The 13,256-nt window shown below is 63.3% G+C and carries 12 protein-coding genes; 4 read left to right on the top strand and 8 right to left on the bottom strand.

Features of this window, described 5'->3' with window-relative positions:
- Positions 1-181: 181 nt before the first annotated feature.
- The 5 genes from AC3CD9_RS18505 to AC3CD9_RS18485 all read right to left on the bottom strand — a co-directional run bounded on the left by AC3CD9_RS18505 (position 182) and on the right by AC3CD9_RS18485 (position 5,368).
- Positions 182-982: a gamma-glutamyl-gamma-aminobutyrate hydrolase family protein gene (locus AC3CD9_RS18505; protein WP_488365462.1), complete on the bottom strand. Its 801-nt coding sequence runs from the start codon at positions 980-982 to the stop codon at positions 182-184.
- An 80-nt stretch (positions 983-1,062) separates the two neighbouring features.
- Entirely contained in the window at positions 1,063-1,782 is a 720-nt protein-coding gene (locus tag AC3CD9_RS18500) for a gamma-glutamyl-gamma-aminobutyrate hydrolase family protein (RefSeq protein ID WP_488365461.1), read from the bottom strand.
- Positions 1,779-2,537, bottom strand: a complete 759-nt coding sequence (locus tag AC3CD9_RS18495; RefSeq protein WP_488365460.1) for a substrate-binding periplasmic protein — start codon at positions 2,535-2,537, stop codon at positions 1,779-1,781. The genes AC3CD9_RS18500 and AC3CD9_RS18495 overlap by 4 nt, the downstream gene beginning before the upstream one ends.
- Positions 2,534-4,012 carry a glutamine synthetase family protein gene (locus AC3CD9_RS18490; protein WP_488365459.1) on the bottom strand — a complete coding sequence of 493 codons (1,479 nt, stop codon included), beginning with the start codon at positions 4,010-4,012 and terminating at the stop codon, positions 2,534-2,536. Before AC3CD9_RS18490 ends, AC3CD9_RS18495 begins: the two co-directional genes overlap by 4 nt.
- Before the next feature lie 147 nt (positions 4,013-4,159).
- Positions 4,160-5,368 carry a cytochrome P450 gene (locus AC3CD9_RS18485; RefSeq protein ID WP_488367582.1) on the bottom strand — a complete coding sequence of 403 codons (1,209 nt, stop codon included), beginning with the start codon at positions 5,366-5,368 and terminating at the stop codon, positions 4,160-4,162.
- Positions 5,369-5,779: 411 nt separating this feature from the next.
- On the opposite strand from AC3CD9_RS18485, the gene AC3CD9_RS18480 reads away from it, so the two are divergent.
- The 4 genes from AC3CD9_RS18480 to AC3CD9_RS18465 all read left to right on the top strand — a co-directional run bounded on the left by AC3CD9_RS18480 (position 5,780) and on the right by AC3CD9_RS18465 (position 9,174).
- Positions 5,780-7,120, top strand: a complete 1,341-nt coding sequence (locus AC3CD9_RS18480) for an FAD-dependent oxidoreductase (protein WP_488365458.1) — start codon at positions 5,780-5,782, stop codon at positions 7,118-7,120.
- 2 nt (positions 7,121-7,122) lie between these two features.
- The gene (locus AC3CD9_RS18475) at positions 7,123-7,575 is read left to right on the top strand and encodes a flavodoxin domain-containing protein (protein ID WP_488365457.1); all 453 of its coding nucleotides are present in this window, start codon (positions 7,123-7,125) and stop codon (positions 7,573-7,575) included.
- Between the two features lie 106 nt (positions 7,576-7,681).
- A complete protein-coding gene (locus AC3CD9_RS18470; RefSeq protein WP_488365456.1) occupies positions 7,682-8,446 on the top strand; it encodes a FadR/GntR family transcriptional regulator in 765 nt (254 codons plus the stop codon).
- Between the two features lie 11 nt (positions 8,447-8,457).
- Entirely contained in the window at positions 8,458-9,174 is a 717-nt protein-coding gene (locus AC3CD9_RS18465; RefSeq protein WP_488365455.1) for a cache domain-containing protein, read from the top strand.
- 148 nt (positions 9,175-9,322) lie between these two features.
- Here AC3CD9_RS18465 and AC3CD9_RS18460 read toward each other — a convergent pair whose 3' ends face one another.
- The 3 genes from AC3CD9_RS18460 to AC3CD9_RS18450 all read right to left on the bottom strand — a co-directional run bounded on the left by AC3CD9_RS18460 (position 9,323) and on the right by AC3CD9_RS18450 (position 13,255).
- Entirely contained in the window at positions 9,323-10,810 is a 1,488-nt protein-coding gene (locus AC3CD9_RS18460; RefSeq protein WP_488365454.1) for an APC family permease, read from the bottom strand.
- Between the two features lie 517 nt (positions 10,811-11,327).
- Positions 11,328-12,083, bottom strand: a complete 756-nt coding sequence (locus AC3CD9_RS18455) for an iron ABC transporter ATP-binding protein (RefSeq protein ID WP_488365453.1) — start codon at positions 12,081-12,083, stop codon at positions 11,328-11,330.
- On the bottom strand, positions 12,080-13,255 hold the full coding sequence (locus AC3CD9_RS18450) for an iron chelate uptake ABC transporter family permease subunit (RefSeq protein ID WP_488365452.1): 1,176 nt from the start codon (positions 13,253-13,255) through the stop codon (positions 12,080-12,082). Before AC3CD9_RS18450 ends, AC3CD9_RS18455 begins: the two co-directional genes overlap by 4 nt.
- Position 13,256: the final 1 nt, after the last annotated feature.

Raw genomic sequence — 13,256 nt, 5'->3', positions numbered from 1 at the left:
TCACCCGCGAGAATGCGCTCATGCTCGCTACTCTACCCATCGGTCGGGGGCAGTCAAGCCCAATGTACGCGCCGGTTCCGGTCGGTGACGAACACCACCGGAACGCCGACCCGGGACGGGCCCGTCGGGTCCGGGAGACGCCGACGCGGGGCGGGTCCATCGGGTTCGGGAGGCGCCGAACTCAGACCGTAAGTGCCGCCGCTTTCCGCTCCCTCACCTGATTGAGGAAAGCGGTGAAGAGGACCTGGCGGTCACGAACATCGGCGCCGTTCTCCTCGGGGTGCCACTGCACTCCGAGGATCCAGGAGTTCTCGATCCGCTCGGTGGCTTCGACGACGCCGTCGGCGGCTCGTGCGGCCACGCACAGACCCTCCCCCACTCGGTCGACGGCCTGGTGATGGCCATTGCGCACCGTGAGTTCGTCCTGCCCGTAGAGGTCGTGGATGATGGTCCCGGGAATCAGCGCCACGGTCTCATCGATGAACAGCGGCTGCCCCGGAGCACCTTTATGCAGGTCGAAGGGGTCGAGGTCGGGGATGAGCGATCCCCCACAGGCGACGTTGAGCAGCTGCGAGCCCCGGCAGAGCGCAAGCAGAGTGGCATCCTCGGCGATCGCCGTCCGGATGATCGCGATCTCCCGATCATCGGCCCGCCGGTCCTTGCCGTATTCGTTCGGCACCGGCCCGGCGTGCCCGTACAGCTGGGAATCGACATCGCCTCCACCGAGCACGAGAATGCCGTCGGCTCGAGCGACGACATCCGCGTCCGGTGCGCTCTCACCCCCGACGTCGTGGATGACGACCCGAGCACCGAGGCGGTGCAGGTCATCGACGGCCGTGACGGTGAGGTCCCGCTGCAGGGAGACCGAATCCTCGGTCTGACCGGGCATATTCAGCTGCACGACCACCGCGATCTCGACATCCGCTGTCTCAGCGGGTGCGGACCTCAGCACCTCGTCGTGGGTGAGGACGTTCGGATTCACTTCGCTCCTTGGACTGGTGGATTCATCCATCGACAGTGTGGCTGATACCGTGCGCCGAGGCTCCCGGCCGCCATGACGGTTCAGACGGCGGCCCCGATGCGACTGTGCCTGCGATCTCTCGCCTGAGCGACCACCCAGTGAAAGAGTGCACTGTCGACGGGCTCGGTCTCCGCGCGATCCTCGGGATGCCATTGCACCGCCACGATCGCATGGTTCGGATCTTCGACGGCTTCGATGCAGCCGTCCGCGGCGCGGGCAGTGACCAGCAGACCCTCGCCGAGGCGGTCGATGGCCTGATGGTGATAGCTGGAGACATCGACCGCACCGGCCAGGCCGAGAGCATCGGCCAGTCTCGATCCCTCCGTCACCTCGACCGCATGGACGGCTCCGACGTGGCCGACTCCGGCCTCGGGCCAATGCTGGTAGAGGCTGCCTCCGCGTTCGACGTTCCACAGCTGGAGTCCGCGGCAGATGAGGAGGGTGGGAATGCCCTGTTCTTCAGCGGCCGCTATGGCTTTCGCATCGGCCTGGTCTTGGTCGGCGAAGTCCGTGCCCGCGTACGTCTGATCCGGTTCCTGCCCATAGCGCCTGGGATCGATGTCCGAACCGCCGGGCAGCACGATGCCGTCGACATGGGACAGCAGTCCGCTGGTCACGACCGGTGGAATGATGACCGGTTCTCCCCCGGCCTGAGCGATGGCACGGAGCACGGCATCCGCCACGACGCTGCCGGAATGGCGCAGTCCATTCACCTTCGCCGAGGACATCGCGGGGACGCCGATGAGCGGCTTCTCACTCACGCCGAGGCTCCTTGGGAATCGACGGCGGCAGAGGTCGTCGCCTGTCCCGCTTCGAGAGTCTCTGCGGGGAACGGGAGATGCGGCATCCATTCCGTCCACACGCGTTCGAGTGAGCCGTCGTCGATGACCTGCCGAATCCCTGCATCGAGCCGCGCCAGCAGGTCCGGTCGTTCCTTCGACACTCCGACGCCCCAGGGGTTCCGGGTCTGGGCCGTGAAGGCGAGATCGAACTCCGGTTCATCGCCGAGGGGAACGGTGACCACATCGTCGTCGACCATCGCGTCGACGGTGTGGTCGCGGACTGCTTGGATCATGTCGCCGAAGACATCATCGGTGGGGCCGAACGCAACGAGTTCGGCTCCGGCGAACGTTTCGGCCAGTGCCATGTTCGCGCTGCCCTCGATCGCTGCGACCCTGTAGCCGTTGAGGTCCTCCGGACCGCGGGCCGGATCGCCGGCACGCACCAGCACGGACTCGTTGAACACGGCATAGGGGCGGGTGAAGTCGAGCTGTGCCACGCGGGAGGGAATGATTCCCTGCCCGCACCACACGCCGTCGGCTTCGCCGCGCTGGACCGACGGAATCATGTCGTCCCAGGCCACCACGTGCCATTCGAGGCTGAGGCCGAGAGCATCGGCGACCAGCGCAGCTGCCTCGGGTTCGTAGCCGGTGCGGGTCACTCCGCCGTCGGTCGATTTGTCGAACAGCGGTGCGGCGGCCGAGTCGATGCATGCCAGGCGCAGGACGCCGCTCACGGGATTGCCTGCCAGTACTGGTCGAATTCCCACTGCGTGAGCGCACCGCAGTACTGTGCCCATTCGTTCTCCTTCATTTCGAGATAGGTGTCTGCGAGCTGAGGAGGCAGCGCGGTGCGGATGAACTCGTTGTCGCGGAACGCTTCGACGGCGTCACCGAGTGTCCGCGGCAAGTCGACGCCCTTCGCTCCCGCTTCCGGTGGTTCGACCTGGTTTCCGATTCCATCAGCGGCAGCCGCAGCCAGCAGCGCGTGGGAGAGGTAGGGATTGACCGAGGCATCGGGGACCCGGACTTCTGCGCGGCCGTTCGAGGAGATGCGGATCATCGAGGCACGATCGTCAAGACCCCAGTCCGCGGTAGCAGGAGCGAACTGGCCCGGGTCCCAGAAGCGCTTGTACGAGTTCACGGTAGAGGCGAAGATGAGCATCATCGCGGGGGCGTTCTTGATGATGCCCCCGACCACCCAGCGTCCGATCTGCGAGAGGTGCAGGTCTTTGACTCCCTCATCCTCGAAGGTGTTGCGGCCGCTTTCGTCCCACAGGGAGATGTTGTGGTGGCATCCTGCGCCCATCTCGCCGATGAACGGCTTGGGCATGAAGGAGGCTTCGACGTCGAACTCGCGGGCGACCTGGGAGCAGATCTGGCGATAGGTGACCAGGCGGTCCGCGGTCCGCTCGATCTCGTCGAAATTCCAGTTGAGCTCGATCTGCCCCTTGTCCTCGTAGTCGCCTTCGATCATGTCGAAGCCCAGAGCATTCGCGTATTCGTGGACGCGTTTGTAGATGGGGCGCATGCCTTCGAGGTATTCGACCTGGTAGGCGGGGTTGTAGCCCGGAATCGTCTTCGGCTTGATCGACTCTCCGACCCACACCATCTCGGGTTCGGTTCCCGACTTCATGGTCAGTCCGAAGTGATCTTTGAGAAGCTGGTGTGTGCGCTTCATATGAGCGCGGGAATCATGGAAGTTGGGTCGGCCGGCAATCTCGCCGAGGTGGTCCGGTTCGTAGGTCGAGCAGAAGATCCGGCCGATCGATTTGTCCCAGGGGAGCTGGTTGAAAGACTCCGGTTCGGGCATCGCGACGAATTCCTTCGACCGGATGTCGGCACCGATGGGGTTGCCGAATACATCGTTCTGGAAGTCCATGAGGGCGTTTCGAGTGAAGTTCACGCCCTTGTCGAGGTTGCGCACGATGTGCTTGGCCGGCACCATCTTCGCCACGGTGCGCGACCGCAGCGTCGGCACCATGTAGTAGAGGTATTCGACGCCCGAACGCTCGATCTTCTCTTTGATCTCCTCGACGGTGTCATTGTCCATATTCGCCGAATGGTGGCGTTCGAGGGCGCTGTTGTCGAGGAGATCGTCCTGGATCGAGGTCTTGAAGGCCTCGGCGAGGTTCGTGTCGGCCGAATCTCTCCGGCGCAGGATCTCCTGCAGGCACGGATCTTCAGTGGTGGGCGGGGTCGTGATGGTCATCATTCCTCTTCTCGCGGACCGGCGACGATGCCGGTTTCTGTGTTCGGCGGGTGCCGAAGTTGTGTGCGGTCGGTGGTGAGTCGGGCGTTTCGCCGGGCTGGTGGACTCTTATCGTTCTGAGTTGCCAGCGTGCCGGGCTTTCGCTTCTCAGCTCCGGACGTCGAACGTCAGCGGCAGCCTGATCGGTCCGGTGTTCCCCGAGTCCGGCAGCCAGCTGTCGCCTCCGGGGCAGGCGAGATTGGTGATCGTGGCGGCCAGCAGCGGCAGTGCCTGGCTCATATCGGCTCTCGCGATGTAGTGGCCCAGGCAGTGATGGATTCCGCCGCCGAAAGTGAAGTGGGGCCTTCTGTCCTCGGCCGTGATGTCGATATCGGGATCGGGGTAGGCGCGCTCATCGGTACCGGAACTATGGGTGAACAGATGGACCGTTGTACCGGCTTCGAAGTGCACGCCTTGGAAGTCGAAATCCTCGATGACTTCCCGGGTCACCCACCGCGTCGTCGGATTGACGCGCAGCACTTCTTCCAGCGCCTGCTTGGCCAGCTCGGGTCGCTGTGCGAGGATCTCCCACTGATCGGGGTTCCGGATGAATGTCTGGATGGCCAGACCGAGCTGGTTGCGGGTGGTGTCCATCCCGCCGAAGAGCATGAGCACGAGGGCGTTGCGCAGTTCCTCGGCGTCCAGCTTGTCTCCCGATTCGCTGAAGTGGACGAGGCGGGACACGACATCCTGACCGGGTTCGGCCCGTCGTTCCTCGATGAGGTCTTCGACGAAGGCGTACAGCTCTCTCACCGCCTCGTCGACTTCGTCGATCTTCTCCTTGACCTCGACCGACAGCGCGTAGCCCACGGTGTTCGCACGAGAGGCGATGAATGGCCAATGCTTGTGGTCGAGGCCCATCATCGCGCACAGCGCACGCGTTGCGAACGGTTCGGCGAAGTCGCGCACGAAGTCGCATTCGCCTTTGTCGACGAAGGCGGCGATGAGCTCTTTGGCGATCTCTGCGAATTCCGGTTCGAGCTTGCGCGCCATCGACGGCGAGAATGCAGGGTTGAGGAGTCGGCGGATGCGGTGGTGCTCATCGCTTTCGAGGACGAGCAGATTCCGCCTCCACCATTCGTGGAAGGCGCCCGAGTGGACGCCGTGATGATCGGGCCACCGCGCGCTGCCCTGTGAGAGCTTCTGATCCTTGAGGAGGGCGGCGACCTCGTCATAGCGCAGCACTGCGAAGCCGTAGTTGGTCTTGGCGATCCATGACTGCTCCCGTGCGTCCCTGACCTGCTCTGAGGCCATGGCGAACGCCGGGTCTGAGATGTCGAGATACGGAATCTCTGCTGTATCGACCGTGGTGGTCATCGTGTTCACACTCCCGCGAATCCTCGTTGATCTACGCCTGAACTAAACATTCACTTATGAATGAATGATCTTTATGAATCAAATCACAGTCCCCGCGGTCCTGCAAGGCCTCAACGGCAATTTCCATGCTGCGGGAGCAGATGCACCGACACCAGTCAATCCCTAGTACCAAGCATTCAATCGCCCTCTTCGGGACAGCAGGCGCCCGGCATCCGCAGAAGATCCGGCAGCGAGGGGTTGCCGAATCCACACCGATCCGCAATGATTGACAAACAGATGTTATTGATTTCTGTCCCCGATCGCTGACAGACGTCCCGAATCTGCCGTCACAGACGGGCCCGGCGATCATGACGACTGGTGGACGATCACCGGAGTTCAATGGAGAAATCGTCGACCGATGGAGGCCGAACAATGAATGCCCAGACACCTCGCCGCATTGCTGTCATCGGCAGCGGGCCGGGCGGCTGCTTCACGGCGCAGGCGCTGAGACGTCACTGGAAAGATGCAGAGATCACGATTTTCGATCGTCTCGCCGCACCCTACGGACTCATCCGCTATGGTGTTGCCGCCGACCACCAGCACACGAAGGCCGTGACCCGGCAGTTCGATCGCAACTTCGGCTCGGAGGACTTCCGCTTCGCCGGAAACGTCGAGGTCGGCCGCGACATCGACCTGGCCGAGCTGCGCGACGCCTTCGACATCGTCGTCCTCGCCACGGGGCGCTGGCGCGATCGTGCGCTCACGGTTCCGGGATCGCATCTGGACGGAGTGCTCGTCGCCGGCGACATCGTCAATGCCCTCAACACGGTCCCCCGACCGAACCTGCCGATGCCTGACATCGGCGAACGGGTCGTGGTCGTGGGAGCAGGCAACGTCGCTCTCGATATGGTGCGGTTCCTCATCAAGACCGCGTCCGACTACGTCGACAGCGATATCAGCCCAGAGGCCCTCGATGCCTATTTGGCGCGGCCTGCACGCGAAATTACGGTGCTCAGCCGCTCGCCGATCGCTTCGGCCAAAGCCGATGTCGCCATGGTCCGCGAGCTCGGCAAGATCCCCGGCGTCGCCTTCACGGTCGACAATTCGTCCGCAGCCGCCGAGGACAACACTCTCGGCCGCAAACGAGAAGCGGCCTTCGCGGATCTCGCAGCCCTCGAACCCACGCGGACTCGCGCGGAAGTCCGCTTCGTCTTCGGCGCCGCCCCATCACGCATCCGGGGCGGCGACCGTGTCGAGTCGGTCCACCTCGCAGAGGCGCCTGCCGGAGTGGCCGGCGTCATCGAGGCCGACACTGTCATCTCGGCGATCGGCTTCGACGTCAATGCGCCCGGCCACTGGCACTATGCCGAAGAATACGACTTCGCCCCGTCCGACGGACCGGGCCGACTCGAATGTGGTCTCTACCGCGCTGGCTGGCTCAAGCGCGGCCCGGTCGGAGCCATTCCTGCCAACCGTGCCGACGCCCATCAGGTCGCGAAGGAGATCATCGCCGACGTCGAGTCGGGCAGGTGCCCGATCGGAGACGACCCCGGCGGATTCGAGTCGCTTCCCGAGACGCTCCGCAGCCAGGCAGTGAGCTTCGCTGACTGGCAGAACATCGATGCCGCGGAAGTGGCCAACGCCCAACCCTCCCGAGTCCGGACGAAGTTCCGCACTCATGCCGAGATGCTCGACACCGTCGCGGAACTCCGAGCGAACGGCACTGCCGCCGACACTCATACCGCCCCCTCACGACCTCTGGTGAAAGGATAGTCATGAACATCGTCGTCCTCTATGGAACCGAGTCAGGAAACTCCGAGCTCATCGCTCAGGACCTCTCCGACAAGATCACTGCCGACGGCGGCTCTGCCGAAGTCTCGGATCTGCAGGACTTCGAACCGGAGTCCATCACGGCAGAGAACTTCTACATCGTCGTGTGTTCAACACACGGCGACGGAGAGCTGCCCAACACCGCCCAGGACTTCTTCGCCAAGTTCTCCGAGTTCGAGGGCGATCTCACCGGCGTCCGCTATGCGATGTTCGGTCTCGGTGACAGTTTCTACGAAGAGACCTACTCGCAGGGCAGCGAGCACATCGATCGCCGCTTCACCGAACTCGGCGCAGAACGAGTCGGGGAGTACGGCCGCCACGACGCGTCTTCCTGGGATCTGCCGAGCGATGTCGCGCTCGAGTGGCTGCCCTCGGTCGTCTCCGCCGCGCACGTCTGAGCTCTCGGCCGCCCCGCTCCTGGAGCACTCGCCGAAGTCGCCGGGCCGGTTCCGTCCAGACGGTAGGATCGAGCCAAGCGATGCAACCTCAGGAGGTGCAGGACTGTTGAGCCAGGCATTCAGGTACGTGCTTGCTTCTCACGGATCGAGCGGACCGTTCGGCTATGGCGACGCCCTTGCCGATCAGATCGTGTCTGCGATCTCTCTGGGATCGATCTCTGTCGGCGAGCGCCTGCCTGCCGAGGTCGAGCTGGCCGCGGAATTCAATGTCGCCGTGGCGACGCTGCGCAAGAGTCTTGCGCTGCTGCGAGACAAAGGAATCGTCGAAACCCGTCGGGGTCGAGGCGGCGGAACCTTCATCGTCAAAGTCCCCTTCCCCTCCGACGAACAGATCAGCACCTACCTCGCCAGCCTGTCCATCGTGGCCTACCGCGACTACGGCGATGAGCACACCGCCGTCGCCACCGGCATCGTCCGCCTGGCCTGTCAGCGCGCTCATTCCCAGGCCGTCGGCGAACTCCGCCATGCCGCACAGAGGCTCGAGGACGCGATGACACTGGCAGAATGCTCGGCCGCTGACTCCCGCTTCCACACACAGCTCGGGGTCGTCTCACAATCGCCGAGGCTGCTGCGCGCATCCATGCGCCTGCAGAGCGAGATCCTGGCCCTGAAATGGTCTCCTGCCGGGGCAGCTGCCCAGAAGCACGAGGTCCTCGCCGACAATGCCGAGATCGTCGAAGCTGTCGCCGCTCAGGACATCGACCGGGCCGAGCGTGCGGTCGAAGCGAATATCAGGAAGACTGTCTACAGTCTCATCGACGTCAAGCTGACCATCGAGTCGCACGACGCGAACCAGGCGACGGTGCAGTAAGGAGGAGCGACATGACCGATCCATCGGTGCGTGGCGTTGTGCAGAAACTCTCTGCGTGGGCAGACGGACTGTTCGCCGATCTGGAAGAGCTCGAACGGACGCTCAGCACTCATCTCACGACTGACTTCGCCGGGGGGCCTCCGTTCGAAGTCGGTCCGACTGCTCGTGCCGGTTTGGGAGCGGCTGTCTCTGATTTCCTCAGCGCCCATCCCGGATTCGATGGAGCCGGACTCATCTTCAAGCTCGACCTCCTCGAACCGTCGACCGCCCGCTTGGAGTGGTGGATCACCGACGGCGACGGCGTGGCACGGCGGGACTTCATCCTCGATCGCAGCTCGGATCGGTTCTACGACTACGAATACCTCGAATGGTTCGAAGGCGGTTTCAACGCCGGGAGCCGGACTTTGGCCGGCCCCTATATCGACCACCTCGGCGTCGATGACTACATTCTCACTCTCACCGTGCCGTGCCATGTCAACGACCGCAGAGTCGGCGTCGCCGGAATGGACATTCTCATGAATGACGTCGAGTCGCAACTGCTTCGGATGCTCGCTCCGCTCGGGCACGGCGCAGCTCTGCTCAGCCGGCACAATCAGGTGCTCGTCGGAAACTCGGGAGAGCTGAGCACCGGTGTGCGCATCGCTGTGATGCCGCCGGGATACTCGCGCGTGCCTCTCGATGTGAGCGGTGTGGACCTCAGCCTGCTCTACCGCGATGGCGAAAGCTGAGTCGGCAGAAGCTCAGTCGGCGAAAGCTGAGTCGAACAGCTGCCGGCGCCTCGACCTACCAGAGCGGCTCCTGTCGATATCGACAGGAGCCGCTCTCATTCATCTGCGAGGCGGTGGAGCCGCCCAGCAGAACCCGGAATCAGTCGAGCTACGTCAGTTCGGGCACGGCCTGCGCGAACGAGGCAGCATCCCCGCCTTCTCGCCCACGGCGCTCGGGGTGGGACATGAACAGATACAGTGCGCCGATTCCGACGACGGCCAACGACATGAGCCCCACGATCCAAGCGTCGTACCAAGGCACATCCGGCACCGGCCACACGACGATGACCATGGCGAAGATCTGATAGACCAACGCTGAAATCGAGATCAGCCATCCCCACTTGCCCATGGTGAACTCGCCGCTGGGCTTCCAGCCCTTCACTCGCGCCCTGATGGAGGCGAACACCACCGAGGCGAAGGCCAGGTAGATGCCGAAGGAAGCGAAGGAGATGATGGCCAGCAGCGCATTCTCGCTCAGCAGTGAGATGAGGATGACGGCCGACGGGATCGCACCGGCCACGATGAGTGCGTACGGAGGAACCGCACGAGTCCGACTGAACTTCGCGAGCAGATGCGAGAACGGAAGCTGATTGTCTCGCCCCATCGAGTACATCAGTCGGGATGCGGCAGCCTGCAGTGAGATCGTGCAGGACAGGAACGACACGAGGACGACAGCCATCACCAGCTTGAAGCCGACCGGGCCGAAGGCTTCCATGAAGATGACGGTGATCGGGTCCGGAATCGTTCCGTTGATGATGTCTTCGAAGCTGCCGACGGCCAGGATCAGGCCGAGAGCGATGAACATCGAGGCGAGACCGCCGACGTAGATCGTCATCCGCATAGCCGTGGGGATGACTCGACCGGGATTGCGCACCTCCTCGGCGACGTCGCCATTGGCTTCGAATCCGTAGTAGAGGTAGATGCCCATGATCGCAGCGCCGATGAAGGCGAGTGCGAACGGAGTCTGGTCCTGCAGGTCGGCCGGGCGGAAGTCCTGGAACAGAACCGACAGGTCATGTTTGCGCACCGTGAGCAGCAGCCAGACGCCGATCGCCGCCGTCGCGAAGATCTCGACGACGAAGCCGACGAACGCGACATTGGCCAAGAACTTCGTCCCGCACAGGTTGGCGATGGTGGCGAGGAAGATGATGAACAGCGCCAACAGGACGTTGGCGATCGGTGACATCTCGATGCCCAGGAGCGCGCCGAGGAAAGGTCCGGCACCGTAGGCGACAGAGGCGATGGTGACGTTGATGGCGATCATGTAGATCCACCCGCTCATCCACCCCCATTTCTTCCCCCACAGATGTTTGTTCCAGGGATAGATCCCTCCGGCGATCGGATACTGGGAGACCACCTCGCCGAAGACAGTCGCGACGAGGAGCTGCCCGGCTCCGGCGAGGATGAGCATCCAGAATGCCGGCGGGCCGGCCAGCGCCATCGAAGCGGCGAAGGTCGCATACACGCCGACTACTGGGGACAGATAGGTGAATCCGAGGGCGAGATTGCCCCAGAATCCCATATCCCGTTTGAAATCTCCGCCCTCGTCGTGAGCAGTGCTGCCCGCAACGGGGTCGAGTGATGATTGAGTGTCCATGCTCCCGATTCCTTCTTTGGAGTCGAAGCTCACCCTGCACTGTGCCTTCGGTCCGACAACGGTCTCCTCGAACCACGTATGGGACGTGGACGTTCCCGGCGGGAACGAAGTACTGGCACGACAAGGTTCGCTGAACTAAAACCTATGAATGTGTTTCTTTAAACGGCCCGGAATCCGAACAGATCGGACCACAAGCCGATGATATGCGCCCCGAAAAGCCTGAAGTTGAACGCCTCCCCCTTGAAATGTCGCGGCTTCGAGGTTTCTATGAAGAGGCAGTTCTTCGGTGATCTGCCCTGCGGGTCATCAGAATACTATCAACTCTAGATGTTTAAGCAAGGGATTCTCGGCAACAATTGTGACACAGGTCTCCACTACTGCGGTCAACCGCACATTCGACACGGACCGCCGATGGCATCGGAACGCGGGCCAAGCCAGCCACCGCACGGGCAGACCTCACACACGACCGGCCGCCCCCGGCACCCGGACCGGACTCAGAAGCACACAGCCAGAAGCCTCAGAAGTACACCGCCAAGGGACCGCGGGGTCCGTCGATGACGTCGACGGGGGTGTCGAACACCCGAGACAGCACCTCGCCGGTCATGATCTCCTCGGGCGCACCGAATTCGATGACGGCGCCGTCTTTGACCGCGCAGATGTGGTCGGCGTAGTGACCGGCGAAGTTGATGTCGTGGAGGACGATGACGATGGTCCTCCCCATCTCGGCGGCGGCCCGGCGCAGGTGCTGCATCATCTGCACCGATCGCTTCATGTCGAGGTTGTTGAGCGGTTCGTCGAGCAGCACGTAGTCGGTGTCCTGCGCCAACACCATCGCCACATACGCCCGCTGCCGCTGCCCGCCGGAGAGCTCGTCGATGAACCGATTCTCCAGCTCACCGAGCTCGAGGAAGTCGATCGCCTGCGAGATCATCTCCTCATCGGCGGTCGTCAATCGCCCCTTCGAATGGGGGAAACGCCCGAAGCCGACGAGCTGCCTGATCGTCAGTCGGGTGATGAAGTGATTCTCCTGCCGCAGGATGGACACGATCTTCGCGAGATCCTTCGACTTCGTCGAGCCGACGTCATAACCGGCGACCGAGATCGCACCGGAATCCATCCCGAGCAGCCGCCCGATCATCGTCAGCAGAGTCGACTTCCCTGCGCCGTTCGGCCCGACCAGAGCGGTGACTCCCCCGGCAGGGATCTGCAGATCGACGGGCCCAATCGAGACTTCGTCGTCGTAGGATTTGCGGACCGATTCGAGCGTGATCACAGGCGCCCCTTTCTCAGAATGACGAGCAGGAAGGCGCCGCCGCCGATGATCTCGATGATGATCGACACGACCCCCTCGGCGTAGAAGATGTTCTTCATGACGAAGTACGCCCCACCCAGAACCACGAAGCCGAGGAGGGCTGCCATCGGGAAGAGGCGCTTGTGGTCATAGGTGTCGGCGAACTGGTAGGCGAGCATCGCGACGAGGAACCCGAGGAAGACCATCGGTCCGATCATCGACACGGACACCGCCATGAGGATGGAGACGAAGAAGAGGACCTTGAGCAGCTCGCCCTTGTAGTCGAGCCCCAGATTGCTCGTCATGTCGCGGCCCAGCGCCATCACATTCAGGCGTGAGGAACAGAGGTAGAGCCCGAGGCAGGCCAGCACGCACAGCGGGATCGACACCGGAAGGTAGCTCGAATCCGAATTCGAGATCGACCCGAACAAGCGGGCCGAGAGGACGTCGAACTCGCTCGGCGTCAGCGTCCGCTGCATGAATGTCGCCACCGATCCGAGGCCGCCGCCGATGACGACGCCGATGAGCAGCATGAGCGCCACCGAGGAATGCCGCCCCGACAGCAGCCACCCGTAGAGCGCCAGCGACAGCCCGACCATGAGCACGAGTTGGACGACGAAGGGCACGAGTCCCTTGAGTTCGACGATCGCCGTGACCCCGAAGAAGTACATCGCCGAGGTCTGGATCGCCACGTAGAGGGATTCGAATCCCATGATCGAGGGCGTGATGATCCGGTTGTTCGTCACCGTCTGGAAGGCGACCGTGCCGAACGACTGGCACAGCGCCACCATGGCGATGACGACGAGGTTCGTCAGCCGCAGCTCCGCGATCAGCCAGAACCCCGGGTCCGTGATCGGCATCGGGTTGTCCCAGGCCAGGATGCCCAGAGCGATCCCCGCCGAGGCGACCGCGAGAACGATGATCATCATCCAGTAGCGACGCGCCGACTTCGCCGTCGGAAGCGGGCCCGACGACCTGCGGACAGAGGCAGACCCTCGCCGAGGCAGCCCACCGTCCCGTGCGCCTGTACCGGACCGCTCCCCGCTGGCTTCGTTCGCGGAGCTCAGACGATCCTCACCGGGAACGTCGGTGGCCGCGGCCGGATCGGCCGCCTCGGTGCCGGTGTCGACCGGGGATTCGTCCTTCGCGCGCATC

This window comes from Brevibacterium sp. MGP-B1 (assembly GCF_057766545.1).
Note: the sequence above shows the minus strand (reverse complement) of the source record. Positions and strands in the feature narration are given on the sequence as shown.

Excerpts from the sequence above, each read along its gene's own strand:
- AC3CD9_RS18465 (WP_488365455.1), top strand. The coding sequence starts at position 8,458 with ATGACCGATCCATCGGTGCGTGGCGTTGTGCAGAAACTCTCTGCGTGG.
- AC3CD9_RS18490 (WP_488365459.1), bottom strand. The coding sequence starts at position 4,012 with ATGACCATCACGACCCCGCCCACCACTGAAGATCCGTGCCTGCAGGAG.
- AC3CD9_RS18480 (WP_488365458.1), top strand. The coding sequence starts at position 5,780 with ATGAATGCCCAGACACCTCGCCGCATTGCTGTCATCGGCAGCGGGCCG.
- AC3CD9_RS18475 (WP_488365457.1), top strand. The coding sequence starts at position 7,123 with ATGAACATCGTCGTCCTCTATGGAACCGAGTCAGGAAACTCCGAGCTC.
- AC3CD9_RS18460 (WP_488365454.1), bottom strand. The coding sequence starts at position 10,810 with ATGGACACTCAATCATCACTCGACCCCGTTGCGGGCAGCACTGCTCAC.
- AC3CD9_RS18485 (WP_488367582.1), bottom strand. The coding sequence starts at position 5,368 with ATGACCACCACGGTCGATACAGCAGAGATTCCGTATCTCGACATCTCA.
- AC3CD9_RS18450 (WP_488365452.1), bottom strand. The coding sequence starts at position 13,255 with ATGCGCGCGAAGGACGAATCCCCGGTCGACACCGGCACCGAGGCGGCC.